Here is a 14719-nt window from a genome sequence, read left to right as displayed (position 1 = left end):
TTATTCCCGGAAAGCGTAAGGGCTAGATGCCTTAAAGGAGAAAGCTCATGCGTCTGTGTGACCGAGATATAGAAGCCTGGTTGGATGAAGGGCGCCTGGCAATCAGCCCGCGCCCGCCGGTGGATCGAATTAACGGCGCCACCGTTGACGTTCGCTTAGGCAATAAATTCCGTACCTTCCGCGGTCATACGGCGCCGTTTATTGACCTGAGCGGCCCGAAGGCGGAAGTGAGCGCGGCGCTGGACCGGGTAATGAGCGAAGAGATCGTACTGCCGGAAGGCGAGGCTTTCTATCTTCATCCTGGAGAATTAGCGCTGGCTGTGACTTATGAGTCAGTAACGCTTCCGGCTGACCTCGTCGGCTGGCTTGATGGCCGTTCGTCACTGGCGCGCCTTGGGCTGATGGTACACGTCACTGCGCACCGTATTGATCCGGGCTGGTCTGGCTGCATCGTGCTGGAATTCTATAATTCCGGCAAGCTGCCATTGGCGTTGCGCCCGGGAATGCCCATTGGCGCGCTGAGCTTTGAGCCGCTTTCGGGCCCGGCGGCGCGGCCATATAACCGCCGTGAAGATGCCAAATATCGCGACCAGCAGGGCGCGGTAGCGAGTCGAATCGACAAGGATTGATAAAGTTAGCGGCTTATCGAGGATGCCATGAGACGAATTCTGACCACGCTGATGATCTTGTTGACCGTCATTGTTGCGGGGCTCGCTGCGCTGGTGCTGCTGGTCAACCCTAATGACTTCCGCAACTATATGGTGCAGGAAGTGGCGGAGCGTAGCGGCTATCAACTGAAGCTTGACGGGCCGCTGCGTTGGCATGTTTGGCCGCAGCTGAGTATTCTCTCCGGTCGTATGGCGCTGACGGCACCAGGCGCTTCCGAACCGGTGGTGCGTGCCGATAACATGCGGCTGGATGTTGCGCTGATGCCGCTACTTTCTCACCAACTGCAGGTGAAGCAGGTGATGTTGAAAGGCGCGGTCATTCAGCTTACCGCGAAAACGGAAGCGGTGCGTAACCAGAATGCGCCGGTGGTGCCACATGACAATACGTTGCCGCAGGCGCCGCAAGATCGCGGATGGTCCTACGATGTCCGTAAACTGCAGGTGGCCGATAGCGTCCTGTTCTTCCAGCATGAAAATGGCGAACAGGTTACCGTGCGCGATATACGCTTACAGATGGAGCAGGATGACAACCATCTGGCGACGGTAGATTTCTCCGGCAGGGTCAATCGCGATCAACGTGACTTAACGTTGTCCTTTACCGCCCAGGTTCAGGGCGGCGATTACCCTCACTCTTTGAAAGCGGATTTTTCGCAGCTCAACTGGCAGGTCCGTGGGGCGGAGTTGCCGCCGGACGGCCTGAGCGGGCAGGGAAGTCTGCAAGCCAGCTGGATTGAAGAAGCGAAAAAACTCGATTTCAACAATCTCAATCTCACTGCTAATGGCAGCGCAATTACCGGCAGCGGTAGTGTTGTACTGGGGGAGAAACCTGACTGGGCGCTAGACCTGCAGGCGACCACCCTGAATCTGGATAGTTTGCTTGCGCAAAGCGCGACGGCCAATGAAGGGAATGTCGATCAGCGTGGACAAAGCCAGCCGAGACAGCTACGCCCTGTGATTGCTGATAGCGATATTCAGCAGGATTATCATAGTTTGCTTGGCTTTAACGGCCAACTGGCGCTGTCGGCGGACCAGGTGCAGTGGCGTGGCATGCGATTCAGCCAGGTGAAGAGTAATATCACTAACCAGCAGGGGCTGCTGACGGTGAAACAGCTGGAGGGTAGTCTGGGAGAGGGACGTCTCTCGTTACCAGGGATGCTGGATGTCAGAGGCAACACTTCGCATGCCGCTTTCCAGCCACAACTGGATAATGTGGAAATCGGTACCATTTTGCAGGCGTTTAACTACCCGATTAACCTGACGGGGAAATTATCCCTGAAAGGTGATTTCTCGGGGCCGCGCATTGATGCAGAAGACTTCCGTCGCAACTGGCAGGGACAGGCACAGCTGCAGATGAAGGATACGCGTACCGAAGGGCTCAACTTCCAGCAGCTAGTACAGCAGGCCGTGGCGAGGAGCACTAATGTACAGGCGCAGGAAAACTTTGATAACGCGACCCAGCTTGACGCATTAAGCAGTGATTTGACCCTGAATAATGGCCAAATCACGCTTAACGGCTTGCAGGGACAGTCGGCAATGATGGCGTTGACCGGGCAAGGTAATCTGAATCTGCAAGCAGAGGATTGCGACATGCATTTCAACGTGCGGGTGTTAGGTGGTTGGAAAGGCGAAAGCAAGCTTATTGATCGTCTCAAGCAGACGGCAATCCCGCTACGTATCTATGGCAAGTGGCAGTCGCTAAGCTATAGCCTACAGGTAGATCAGATCCTGCGTAAGCAGTTGCAGGACGAAGCCAGACAGCGTTTGAATGAGTGGGCGGAACGCAACAGTAATAGCCAGAACGGCAAAGATGTGAAGAAACTGCTTGATAAGCTGTAATCATTAAACCGCCGCGAGCAACTCGCGGCGGCTTAACCCTCAACTTCATTCACACTTCATAATCTAATTCATCTTCTACTTCAACCGGCGGGATAATCTGTACTTTCTGCACCCTGTGGCTTTCCACTTCCAGAGTACGCAGCGTATAACCGCCGATTTTCACTTCTTCGCCAGCGGCAGGAATGTGCTGCAAATATTCCATCAATAATCCGGCTATTGTGTGATATTCACGTTTATCATCCAACGGCAGCGGAACGTACTGAACCAGATCTTCCAGCGGCATATGGCCGTTAGCGGTCCAGCTGCCATCGGCGTTTTTGTGAATGTCATGACGAGCATCGATCTCCTCGACTTCATTAGGCAGATTACCCGCAATGGTTTCCATAACATCGCTGATGGTTACCAGGCCTTCAACGGAGCCAAATTCGTCAACCACAAAAGCAAAGTGCGTCCGCGCCTGGCGAAACTGCTCCAGCGCCGGGAGCAACGGCAAGGTTTCCGGAAAAATAAGCGGTTGGCGTAGCAGAACGTGTAAATCCAGCGGCTCATTGCGTAACGACTGCTGTAGTAGGTCGATAACATGAACAACCCCCAACAGATCTTCGTTATCGTTGCCGCCGGTGACGACAATACGGGTATGCTGGTTTTTCTCCAGCAGCGCGCGAACTTCCTCTTCAGGCGCGCTTAAGTCGATGTGCTCAATATCATGACGTGAAGTCATAATGCTGCTGACGGTACGTTGATTCAGATTCAGTACGCGCTCAATCATTAAGCGTTCCTGCGGATTAAACAACGGACTTTCGCCCTGGTCGGCGACCATGGTTGCCGTCTCGGTATCAAGCTCAGCATTCTCTTTGCGCCCGCTTAGCAGATTCATCACGGCTTCAGTCGTCCGCTGTCGCATGGTCAGATTGGCCGAGAGGAAACGGCGGCGATTGAAGATGGCTAACTGGTTGAACGATTCGATCATCACCGAGAAACCGATGGCGGCATACAGATAGCCTTTCGGGATTGGGAAGCCAAATCCTTCGGCAATCAGGCTAAAACCGATCATCAGCAGGAAACTCAGGCACAGAATGACGATCGTAGGGTGGCTGTTGACAAAGCGTGTGAGAGCTTTGCTGGCCATCAGCATCAGCGTAATGGCAATGATGACCGCTGCCATCATCACCGCCAGGTGATCAACCATACCCACGGCGGTAATGACCGAATCCAGCGAGAAAATAGCATCAAGTACGACTATTTGCGCCACCACGCCCCAGAACTTCGCGCCTTTACGCTGCGTGGGGTTATTACTGTCTTTTCCTTCCAGCCGCTCATTAAGCTCAACGGTTGCTTTAAATAACAGGAACAATCCACCGAATAACATGATCAAATCGCGGGCGCTGAAGCTTAAGTCATGCCAGTTGAAGAGCGGTGTCGTGAGGGTGACTAACCAGGAAATTGACGCCAGCAGTACCAGACGCATCACCATTGCCAATAGCAGGCCGGTAACGCGAGCGCGATCGCGCTGTGCCGGGGGAAGCTTTTCAGCAAGGATCGCAATAAATACCAGGTTATCTATCCCCAGAACCAGTTCGATAACCACCAGTGTAATGAGACCAGCCCAGATCGAGGGATCGGCAATCCATTCCATAATCACTTAGAACCTTTACAACATAATCGTATGATCTATCGATCATGGATAAGCGCCAGGTAAAATGCAACGATTTATCGCGGCAACGCGCACCATCTGGCATATCAAACGAAAGCGGTAACGTAATTAACCACCGTTAAATATCGGGTGTTTAAGATCGATCTGGGCTGATTTGGAATTAATTAGAAATCCCTGCAATTACTGTGCGGTAATAGCAGGGATAAGAAGGGGTTATTAACAGCGGGTAAAGTCAAAATATTGCCGTATTTTTCACCAAAATGTTATTAAGGGGAATATTCCTACTGAATTCCGTAGCTTGTCAGGACCTGCGTTTAATAAGACCCTTAACATGGCTCAATGTTGCATAAAATCAGCAGTATCAGCGATGGTCAAGGGGTTAATCCACGGGTAAGAAGGTTAGTTAGCGAAGCTTTTGTCCAAAGTTTAGACGATTTTGCTGATTGCTATCGCCAAATTGCTCGTTCGCATGGGATTTGACTTTTTTTGTAGTGGCTTACCACGGTGATTTTTAAGAAAGAAGGTGTTAAATCTGCAAAGTAAGTAGCTTATCGACAGGAACATTGGTCAATTATTATTGTTTAATAACAATGGATTAAGCGTTTTTCTTGCTCTGTTTATTCGAAGGCCGATTGATCAGGATAAACACGTGAGAATTTTCTTAAAGCGACCTGTCAGCTAGCATTTTTTGCGTGTATTCTTGGACTAAGAGAGTAATTTAGGATTTTGGTTAAAGTCGTGCGCGACACGATGCTGTACCATCACAAACAAATGCCAGTGACATCAACGTTCTGACAAAAATTCGAAAGTTTATAACCATATAGGTGGATGAAATAATGGTGAGTTTGAAAGCAATTATTCCGGTAGCAGGGTTAGGGATGCATATGTTGCCTGCAACCAAAGCGATACCGAAAGAGATGCTGCCGATCGTTGATAAGCCGATGGTTCAGTATATCGTCGATGAGATTGTCGCCGCCGGAATCAAAGAAATTGTGCTGGTCACCCATTCATCTAAGAATGCTGTAGAAAACCATTTTGATACCTCCTATGAGCTGGAAGCGCTACTCGAGCAGCGTGTTAAGCGCCAACTATTAGCCGAAGTTCAGGCGATTTGTCCACCAGGCGTAACGATAATGAACGTTCGTCAGGGCCAGCAACTGGGCCTGGGGCATTCTATCCTCTGTGCGCGCCCGGCGGTTGGCAATAATCCGTTTGTTGTGGTGTTACCGGATATCATTCTTGATGGCGCAAGCGCCGATCCGCTGCGTTATAACCTGGCGGCAATGGTTGCGCGTTTCAATGAAACCGGTCGCAGTCAGGTTCTGGCCAAACGAATGCCTGGCGATCTCTCAGAATATTCCGTCATTCAAACCAAAGATGGCTTGAAAGTGGAAGGAGAGATTGGCCGTATTGTTGAATTTATTGAAAAACCAGACGAACCACAAACGCTCGACTCTGACCTGATGGCCGTAGGACGTTATGTGCTGTCTGCTGATATCTGGGAAGAGCTTGAGCGTACTGAACCTGGCGCCTGGGGTCGTATTCAATTAACGGACGCTATTGCGGCACTGGCAAAGAAACAGTCTGTCGATGCCATGTTGATGACCGGTGAGAGCTACGACTGCGGCAAAAAAATGGGTTACATGCAGGCTTTTGTGAGTTACGGCTTACGTAACCATAAAGAAGGGACTAAATTCCGCGAGAGCATCAAGAAGTTGCTGGCGTGAAACTGAGCGCATAATACGAGCGAGAGCTGGCGTGCATATAACATAAGATGTTTGGTGTCGCGCCAGCGTAACACGATCCAACTGAAATGAGACCGAGGTTATTAGCATTCGATGCAGTAAATGCAATGAGATTTTCATCTCAGTTGAATCTTATTAAGTATGTGGATTTGATGGCTTATCGATGATTGGCAGGGCGTGAGCCAGGCATTTGGTCAGATGAGTTGAAATAATGCTTAGCTGATAGTTGCTTAGTGTGAGCTTTCTTAACGAAATGTACGCAACAAAAGCTAGCGATGCGAAATAAAACTTGACTGAGATCATGTTTACCCATTAAACAACGGTGATACATGCTTAAAAACGTAATGTTAATGGATGAATATGCCCATAGGGAGATCATGGAAAAGATACAGGGAAAAGGGATGTATCGTCAGAGGATGAAGCGTAAATGAACTGGCAATTAGTCTCTTTTTTTGGCGATAGTACCGTGCTGCTGCCTAGCGCAGTGGTGCTGTTTGCGGTGCTGGCGCTGCGTAAAACATCCCGGACGCTGGCCTGGCAATGGGCGTTGCTTTTTGGCATTACGGGTACTGTCGTGTGTATTTCAAAGCTGGCTTTTATGGGCTGGGGTATTGGCATACGGGAAATCGATTTTACCGGTTTCAGCGGACATACCGCACTTTCTACCGCTTTTTGGCCAATCCTTTTATGGCTGTTAACCTCACGGGCGCCTTTTTCCGTCCGCTGTAGCGCTGTATTTGTAGGTTATGCCCTTGCTGTCATAGTTGGCTATTCCCGTTTGATGATTCATGCACATTCGGTATCGGAAGTGGTGAGTGGATTTATCCTCGGAGCCTGCGGGAGTTTGATTTTTCTGCTGTTGCAATGGCGTGTGCATTCATCGCGTGCTGCGCAGATCTCATGGGCAGGAGCGCTGAGCATGGTAATCATCCCCCTGGTGCTGTTAAACACCGGGGCTAAAGCGCCAACACAATCGCTGCTGGGGAAAGTTGCAACCATGATCGGCCCATTTGACAAACCGTTCACCAGAGCCGATCTGCATAAGCATATATATTAATCATGCAATTCGATAAAGCTGTACATTATCAGCCTGGAGTGATTGGTATGATAAAATGCCAGACTGCGGACAATTAAGGGATAATAGAATCGTGGCTTTCATAAAGATGAAACATAATAATGTTAACAGAATACTTGAAAGCACGAACTATCATGATATTGCGATTAGGATGATTCTTAAATCAAAACGGAATTTCGGAAATCAGAGTTATCTTTCTGGAACCCATAAACGAAGTGGGTAATGATGGCTATCATATTTTGTAGTTGACTGCTCTATAGTTGTTTTTTTGCATTAAACATACGGATTATTTTATTTCATTTATAATCATGCAGTTACGTATCCATACTGTTGCAATGGTAATATCATGCCGGATGGGTAAAGAATCCATCAAATAATCTTATTAACGGATGAAATCCTGCCGGGGAAAATGAAAAATAACATCTTAACAGGTCTGTGTGGTTAAATTTATACTGCCATTTGCAGGAAGAATCTCGTAAACTCGGGACGGTAAAAATAATAGTTGTGGTTAATTAAGCAACAGCAGGACGTAAAGAAAATTGCTGGATAAGAGGTACAGTGCTTTGGTAGCTGTTAAGCCAAGGGCGGTAGCGTATCCAGTTCCCCGGTCCTTCTCGTATTGAAAAGGCCTGAGTCAATCAGCCCTGCGCCGAGCTACGTCATCAAGTTCTGATCATGTGCACATTATTGAGGCCGTGAAAGTAGCCTTGGCAACCAATATCGCTTACATTATGAATGCGTTAAGTTCACATCCGTTTACAGCAAACCGCTCGTACTTTGAGGATGTTGTCTATCGAGGCAATGGATCGCTGTTGTAAAAAATAGGCTTGTCGAACTCATAAGCTCCTGATTCTTAAAAATCCCCATTGCCGTACCCACCTGGTGGGAAGGGACTCGTAAATGGAACTTGAACAATGATGAAAATTGCTCGTATCGCACTTGCTTTGGGTCTGGTTGCATCAGTTAGCTCACAGGTATATGCAGCTGGATTGGTGCAAAATGATAATGAACTCCGTAACGATCTGGCATGGCTTTCCGATCGTGGGGTCATTCATCTCAGTCTTTCCACCTGGCCGCTCAGTCAGGAAGAAATCACTCGAGCGTTGAAAAAAGCAAAACCTTCATATTCCTCTGAACAAGTCGTACTGGCGCGCATCAATCAGCGGCTTTCTAATCTGAAGGCGGATTTTCGCGTTAGCGGCTATACGTCGACTGACCAACCAGGCACGCCACAGGGCTTTGGCCAAAGCCAGCCGGCAGATAACTCGCTATCTCTTGCTTTTAATAACAGCGGTGAGTGGTGGGATGTGCATCTGCAGGGCAATGTTGAAGGCGGCGAACGTATTAGCAACGGTTCACGTTTTAATGCCAATGGCGCATATGGTGCCATCAAATTCTGGAACCAGTGGTTATCATTTGGTCAGGTGCCGCAATGGTGGGGGCCTGGTTATGAAGGCAGCCTGATCCGCGGAGATGCAGCCAGACCGATGACCGGTTTTTTAATGCAGCGCGCAGAGCAAGCTGCTCCGGAGACATGGTGGCTACGCTGGATTGGTCCGTGGCAGTATCAAATTTCCGCCAGCCAGATGAACCAGTATACGGCTGTGCCTCATGCTAAGATCCTCGGTGGTCGTCTTACTTTCACCCCTTTTCAGTCACTTGAGCTTGGCGCTTCACGTATTATGCAGTGGGGTGGGGAAGGGCGGCCAGAATCGTTTAGCAGTTTCTGGGATGGGTTTACGGGTAAAGACAATACTTCATCAAATGATCCAAATGAACCAGGCAACCAGCTTGCAGGTTTTGATTTCAAATTCAAACTTGAGCCCACTCTGGGATGGCCGATCAGTTTCTACGGCCAAATGATTGGCGAAGATGAATCAGGATTCTTACCTTCCGCGAATATGTATCTTGGCGGTATCGAAGGTCATCATGGTTGGGGTAAAGATGCGGTTAACTGGTATGTGGAAGTACATGACACACGTACTAATATGAGTCGTACAAACTACAGTTACCAGCATCATATATATAAAGATGGCTATTACCAGCAAGGCTATCCGTTAGGCGATGCCATGGGAGGTGATGGGCAGCTGTTTGCGGGTAAGGTTGAATTGGTTACTGAAGATAATCAGCGCTGGAGTACCCGCCTGGTTTACGCGAAAGTTAACCCGGAAAACCAGAGTATTAATAAAGCTTTTCCGAACTCAGATACATTAAAAGGAATACAGTTGGGCTGGAGTGGTGATGTTTATAAATCTGTTCGCTTGAACACTAATCTTTGGTACACCAATGCCGATAGTAGCGATAGCGACGATGTCGGTGCCAGCGCAGGGATAGAAATTCCATTTAATTTATAACTGAATGCTGCTAAAAGACGTATGGTGACGAACGCATGTGTAAGTACTGTACAGAGTGATTTGAGCTGCATTCGGCAATTGGGCAAATTTTGGTTTATTGATGATATGACATTATGAAGAATAAAATTGTTAAATTTTCGGCTGTGGCCTTAGTCGTTGGTTTGTTATCCGGCTGCACAATCATTCCAGGCCAGGGGTTAAATGATCTGCGCAAGAATGTGGTGGAATTACCTGATAGTGATTATGATATTGATAAACTGGTCAATGTTTATCCTATGACTCCAGGTCTTATCGATAAACTTCGCCCAGCACAGGTTATAGCGCGTTCGAACCCACAACTAGATAGTTTGCTGAAAAGTTATGAATACCATATAGGTGTAGGCGATGTACTAATGGTTACAGTATGGGATCATCCAGAATTAACGACACCTGCGGGGCAGTATCGCAGTGCGAGCGATACGGGGAACTGGGTTAACTCTGATGGTAGTATTTTCTATCCTTACATAGGTAAAGTTCAGGTTGCTGGTAAAACTTTAAGTGAAGTACGTCAAATTATCATGGGACGTCTGGCAACCTATATTGAAAGCCCGCAAGTTGATGTCAGTGTTGCAGCATTCCGTTCGCAAAAAGTATATGTGACCGGTGAAGTTGCGAAGTCCGGTCAGCAACCAATAACTAACATCCCTTTGACGGTTATGGACGCAATTAATGCGGCTGGTGGCTTGGCGCCTGATGCGGACTGGCGTAATGTTGTGCTCACGCACAATGGCAAAGACACAAAAATTTCATTGTACGCACTGATGCAGAAAGGTGATCTGTCTCAAAACCAATTGCTCTATCCCGGGGATATTTTATTTGTTCCACGTAACGATGATCTAAAAGTCTTTGTGATGGGCGAAGTTGGCAAACAAAGTACTCTGAAAATGGATCGTAGCGGTATGACGTTAGCGGAAGCATTGGGTAATGCTGAAGGTATTTCTCAATCAATGAGTGATGCGTCAGGGGTCTTCGTGATTCGCCAAGTGAAAGGGGATAAGCAGGGGAAGATAGCTAATATTTACCAACTTAATGCCAAGGATGCGTCAGCCATGGTATTGGGTACTGAATTCCAGTTACAGCCATATGATATCGTCTATGTTACTACTGCGCCATTGGTTCGCTGGAATAGAGTTATTTCCCAACTTGTGCCCACAATCACAGGGGTACATGATCTAACCGAAACTACTCGCTATATCAAAACGTGGCCATAACTAATGTTTGATTCAATACTGGTTATTTGTACTGGCAATATTTGCCGCTCACCAATCGGTGAACGCCTGCTACGAAGGGCATTGCCAGAAAAAAGAATTGATTCTGCTGGGGTTGGGGCTTTAGTCAACCATGAAGCAGATGCTTCTGCTATCCGGGTTGCAGAGAAACACGGTGTTTCTCTGGCTGGTCACAAAGGAACTCAATTTACCTCTGCACTTGGACGACAGTATGATCTGTTGTTGGTAATGGAGGTTAGTCATTTGGAACAGGTGAGCCGAATTGCTCCAGAAGTGCGGGGTAAAACGATGCTTTTTGGTCATTGGCTTAATGGTAAAGAGATTCCTGACCCTTACCGCAAAAGTGACGAAGCGTTTAATTCGGTGTACCAGCTAATTGAGCTAGCAAGCCAGTCTTGGGCTGCCAAGCTAGGTGGATAATTTTCAGGGAAATATTGCATGACTTCAGCCACAACTAATAAACCGGCAACGCCGGACTCCGATGAAATTGACTTGGGGCGCCTTCTAGGTGAATTAATCGATCATCGTAAATTAATCATTTCTGTAACCGCCGTATTCACACTATTGGCGATTCTCTATGCATTGCTAGCTACTCCAATCTACCAGTCGGACGCATTAATCCAGGTAGAACAGAAGCAGGGTAATGCAATTTTGAGCAATATTAGTCAAATGTTGCCAGATAGCCAACCGCAATCGGCGCCAGAAATTGCTCTTTTACAATCACGAATGATTCTTGGCAAGACCGTTGACGATCTGAACCTACAAGCCCAAGTGACACAAAAGTATTTTCCACTGGTTGGCCGTGGTATTGCAAGAATAATGGGTGAGAAACCAAAGACGGTCACTGTTAGCCGTCTTTACTTACCAAGTAATACTGATGATGACGAAGTGCCAAATATCATGATCACGGTGAAAGATAAACAACACTATCAGGTAGATGGAAAAGACTTCACCGCTAATGGTACTGTAGGAACACTGCTAAATGAACATGGTATATCCCTTCAGGTTAATGCAATTGATGCAGAACCAGGAGATCAGTTTATCATTCGACAATTTACAAAGCTAAAGGCTATTGCTGATCTTCAGAGAATATTCAATGTCTCTGATCAAGGTAAAGACACAGGGATGTTGACGCTAACGTTAACTGGAGATAATCCTGATTTAATTTCTCAAATTCTTGATAGCATAAGTCAGAATTACTTAGCACAAAACATTGCTCGACAAGCGGCACAAGATGCGAAGAGTCTTGATTTTCTGAATCAGCAGTTGCCAGTAGTGCGCAACGATTTGGATATTGCTGAAGACAAATTGAATGCTTACCGTAGACAAAAAGATTCAGTAGATTTGAATATGGAAGCAAAATCTGTGCTGGATCAGATAGTAAATGTTGATAATCAACTTAACGAGCTAACTTTCCGTGAAGCCGAAATCTCTCAGTTATATACGAAAGAGCACCCCACTTATAAAGCCTTGATGGAGAAAAGGAATATCTTGCAGCAGGAAAAGGGCAAGTTAAATAAGAGAGTAAGTGGTATGCCATCGACTCAGCAAGAAGTACTCCGCTTAAGTCGTGATGTTGAGTCTGGTCGCGCAGTATACATGCAATTACTTAATCGACAGCAGGAATTAAGTATTGCTAAATCAAGTGCAATCGGCAACGTTCGAATTATTGATAATGCAGTAACTGAACCAAAACCGGTTAAGCCACAAAAATTGATGATAATTGCAGTTGGGCTGGTATTGGGATTATTTATCGCGGTGGGCTTGGTATTGCTGCGTGTTTTTCTACGCCGTGGGATTGAGTCGCCTGAACAATTGGAAGAAATCGGCATTAACGTTTATGCGAGTGTTCCTATTTCCGAATGGCATTCGAAGAATAATCGTAAATCCGCTCAGTTACGTAAAAATCAGTCTGACACATTGCTTGCAGTAGAAAACCCTGCAGACTTGGCCGTAGAGGCAATTCGTAGCTTACGAACCAGCTTACACTTCGCCATGATGGAAGCAAAAAATAACATTCTAATGATTTCAGGTGCTAGTCCAAATGCCGGAAAAACCTTTATTAGTAGTAACTTGGCTGCGACAATTGCTTTAACTGGTAAGAGAGTACTATTCATAGATGCAGACTTGCGGAAAGGATACGTTCATAAGATTTTTGGCCGTAAATTAGATAAAGGGCTTTCAGATATCCTGTCTGGACAAGCACCAGTCGAAGCTGTCATTGAAAAAGTTGCTGCTGGAGAATTTGATTATATTGGCCGTGGTCAAATCCCGCCAAACCCAGCAGAGTTATTGATGCATCCTCGTTTTGAAGGGTTATTGAAATGGGCGGAGCAACAATATGATCTAGTCATCATCGATACACCTCCAATTCTTGCGGTTACAGATGCTGCGATAATTGGGAGATATGTGGGGACTTGTTTACTTGTTGCTAGGTTTGAGGCGAATACCACTAAAGAAATTGAAGTTAGTATGCGGCGTTTTGAACAGAGCGGTGTTCAAATAAAAGGTTGTATTCTCAATGGGGTCATGAAAAAAGCTAGTAGTTATTATGGGTATGGATATAGTCACTACGGCTATTCCTATTCCGATAAGAAAAATGACTAACTTTTATTGGACTCTGTAATATACAGAGTCCTTTAATATCTCTCAAAGTAACCTGCCTTTTTATTGACCCGAGCCGTAGATGAGGGAATTATGTCTTATTTTTCAAGAAATTTAGGTTGTAGCGTCGCATTGGCGCTGGCTGATTTTGCCAGCTTTACGTTATCACTATATTTAGCATTAGGGGTATTATCAATCACCCTTGAACATTATAACTTGAGGGTTCCCGAAGACCAGATTGAAGGATGGATCGGCCTACATTGGTTGTTAGGTGTATGCTGTGTGCTTTGGTATGGAGTACGACTTCGTCACTATTTTTATCGTAAAACTTTTTGGTTTGAATTAAAAGAAATTTTACGAACATTAATAATTTTTGCCGTCATTGAAATAGCGGTAATTGCATTTGCAAAATGGTATTTTTCACGTTATGTATGGCTAGTTACTTGGATTTTTGCCGCAGCTCTTTGCCCTTTGGCTCGAATGTCAGTTAAATATGTACTTAACGCATGCGGATTGTGGATGCGGGATACATGGATTATTGGTGATGAAAAAAATGCACAGGATGCATATAAAGCAATCAAGAGCGAAAATAATTTAGGGCTAAAGATTGTTGGGTTTATTTCTAGTAGAGAAGAAGCTATCAATGCTATTGATGGTATCCCAGTAATTAAACCTGACGATATGTGGCTTGCAACTATTGATAAACGAACTCAATTCATCGTCGCTGTCGAAGCTCATGAAGGTGAAATGCGTAATAACTGGTTGCGTCAATTTATGATTCGTGGTTTTCGATATGTCTCTGTAATTCCAACTTTACGTGGGATGCCATTAGACAGCACGGATATGTCATTTATATTTAGCCATGAAGTTATGATCTTTCGAGTACAGCAAAATTTGGCCAAATGGTCTTCTCGTATTGTTAAACGATCATTTGATATTGTCGGTTCCTTAGGTATTATTATTTTACTTTCTCCTTTACTTATTTATATCAGTAAAAAGGTTCGACAGGATGGCGGTGCAGCTATTTACGGACATGTACGAGTTGGTAAAGATGGAAAACCATTTAAATGTCTCAAGTTTCGCTCTATGGTTGTAAACTCGAAGGAGGTATTAGAGAATTTGCTGGAAACTGACCCGGTTGCAAAATTAGAATGGGATGCAACATTTAAATTAAAAAACGACCCACGCATAACCAAGATTGGACATTTCCTGCGTAGAACAAGTCTGGATGAACTTCCACAATTATTTAATGTACTCAAAGGTGAAATGAGTCTGGTGGGGCCAAGACCAATCATTACTGCAGAGCTGGAAAGATATAATGATGAGGTAGATTACTATTTGCTGAGTAAACCAGGAATGACTGGACTTTGGCAGGTAAGTGGACGCAGTGATGTTGACTATGATACTCGTGTTTATCTTGATGCATGGTATGTAAAGAATTGGTCGATGTGGAACGATATAGCTATATTATTTAAAACTATTGGTGTTGTTCTCAAAAAAGATGGTGCATATTAA

10 protein-coding genes are annotated in these 14719 nt (G+C 46.0%); 9 read left to right on the top strand and 1 reads right to left on the bottom strand.

The window, feature by feature from the left end:
- Window positions 1-47 precede the first annotated feature (47 nt).
- Window positions 48-629, top strand: a complete 582-nt coding sequence (gene dcd, locus ABLU80_RS14870) for a dCTP deaminase (protein ID WP_015365790.1) — start codon at window positions 48-50, stop codon at window positions 627-629.
- A gap of 27 nt (window positions 630-656) precedes the next feature.
- Window positions 657-2504, top strand: a complete 1848-nt coding sequence (gene asmA, locus ABLU80_RS14865) for an outer membrane assembly protein AsmA (protein ID WP_086630397.1) — start codon at window positions 657-659, stop codon at window positions 2502-2504.
- 49 nt (window positions 2505-2553) lie between these two features.
- Here asmA and ABLU80_RS14860 read toward each other — a convergent pair whose 3' ends face one another.
- Window positions 2554-4140 carry a TerC family protein gene (locus ABLU80_RS14860; RefSeq protein ID WP_015706061.1) on the bottom strand — a complete coding sequence of 529 codons (1587 nt, stop codon included), beginning with the start codon at window positions 4138-4140 and terminating at the stop codon, window positions 2554-2556.
- A gap of 854 nt (window positions 4141-4994) precedes the next feature.
- Between ABLU80_RS14860 and galF the strand changes: the two genes are divergently transcribed.
- From galF to wbaP, 7 genes are all read left to right on the top strand, one after another.
- The gene (galF, locus tag ABLU80_RS14855; protein WP_015706060.1) at window positions 4995-5885 is read left to right on the top strand and encodes a UTP--glucose-1-phosphate uridylyltransferase GalF; all 891 of its coding nucleotides are present in this window, start codon (window positions 4995-4997) and stop codon (window positions 5883-5885) included.
- 445 nt (window positions 5886-6330) lie between these two features.
- Window positions 6331-6960, top strand: coding sequence for a phosphatase PAP2 family protein (locus ABLU80_RS14850; protein ID WP_348850123.1), 630 nt, complete (start codon window positions 6331-6333; stop codon window positions 6958-6960).
- Window positions 6961-7892: 932 nt separating this feature from the next.
- The gene (locus ABLU80_RS14845) at window positions 7893-9332 is read left to right on the top strand and encodes a capsule assembly Wzi family protein (RefSeq protein WP_348850122.1); all 1440 of its coding nucleotides are present in this window, start codon (window positions 7893-7895) and stop codon (window positions 9330-9332) included.
- A gap of 113 nt (window positions 9333-9445) precedes the next feature.
- Window positions 9446-10582, top strand: coding sequence for a polysaccharide export protein (locus ABLU80_RS14840; RefSeq protein ID WP_213199926.1), 1137 nt, complete (start codon window positions 9446-9448; stop codon window positions 10580-10582).
- 3 nt (window positions 10583-10585) lie between these two features.
- On the top strand, window positions 10586-11020 hold the full coding sequence (locus tag ABLU80_RS14835) for a protein tyrosine phosphatase (protein ID WP_126027646.1): 435 nt from the start codon (window positions 10586-10588) through the stop codon (window positions 11018-11020).
- Between the two features lie 18 nt (window positions 11021-11038).
- Complete coding sequence (locus ABLU80_RS14830) at window positions 11039-13207, top strand: polysaccharide biosynthesis tyrosine autokinase (protein WP_126027645.1); 2169 nt, start codon at window positions 11039-11041, stop codon at window positions 13205-13207.
- A 90-nt stretch (window positions 13208-13297) separates the two neighbouring features.
- On the top strand, window positions 13298-14719 hold the full coding sequence (wbaP, locus tag ABLU80_RS14825; RefSeq protein ID WP_213199927.1) for an undecaprenyl-phosphate galactose phosphotransferase WbaP: 1422 nt from the start codon (window positions 13298-13300) through the stop codon (window positions 14717-14719).

The organism is Klebsiella sp. CN_Kp104 (genome assembly GCF_040064515.1).
Taxonomy (GTDB): Bacteria; Pseudomonadota; Gammaproteobacteria; order Enterobacterales; family Enterobacteriaceae; genus Klebsiella; species Klebsiella aerogenes.
The sequence above is the reverse complement of the archived record's forward strand: the minus strand, read 5'-3'. Positions and strand labels throughout refer to the sequence as shown.

What these genes read in the sequence shown, in the direction of transcription:
- dcd (WP_015365790.1), top strand. Translation starts at nt 48, where the DNA reads ATGCGTCTGTGTGACCGAGATATAGAAGCCTGGTTGGATGAAGGGCGC.
- asmA (WP_086630397.1), top strand. Translation starts at nt 657, where the DNA reads ATGAGACGAATTCTGACCACGCTGATGATCTTGTTGACCGTCATTGTT.
- ABLU80_RS14860 (WP_015706061.1), bottom strand. Translation starts at nt 4,140, where the DNA reads ATGGAATGGATTGCCGATCCCTCGATCTGGGCTGGTCTCATTACACTG.
- galF (WP_015706060.1), top strand. Translation starts at nt 4,995, where the DNA reads ATGGTGAGTTTGAAAGCAATTATTCCGGTAGCAGGGTTAGGGATGCAT.
- ABLU80_RS14850 (WP_348850123.1), top strand. Translation starts at nt 6,331, where the DNA reads ATGAACTGGCAATTAGTCTCTTTTTTTGGCGATAGTACCGTGCTGCTG.
- ABLU80_RS14845 (WP_348850122.1), top strand. Translation starts at nt 7,893, where the DNA reads ATGATGAAAATTGCTCGTATCGCACTTGCTTTGGGTCTGGTTGCATCA.
- ABLU80_RS14840 (WP_213199926.1), top strand. Translation starts at nt 9,446, where the DNA reads ATGAAGAATAAAATTGTTAAATTTTCGGCTGTGGCCTTAGTCGTTGGT.
- ABLU80_RS14835 (WP_126027646.1), top strand. Translation starts at nt 10,586, where the DNA reads ATGTTTGATTCAATACTGGTTATTTGTACTGGCAATATTTGCCGCTCA.
- ABLU80_RS14830 (WP_126027645.1), top strand. Translation starts at nt 11,039, where the DNA reads ATGACTTCAGCCACAACTAATAAACCGGCAACGCCGGACTCCGATGAA.
- wbaP (WP_213199927.1), top strand. Translation starts at nt 13,298, where the DNA reads ATGTCTTATTTTTCAAGAAATTTAGGTTGTAGCGTCGCATTGGCGCTG.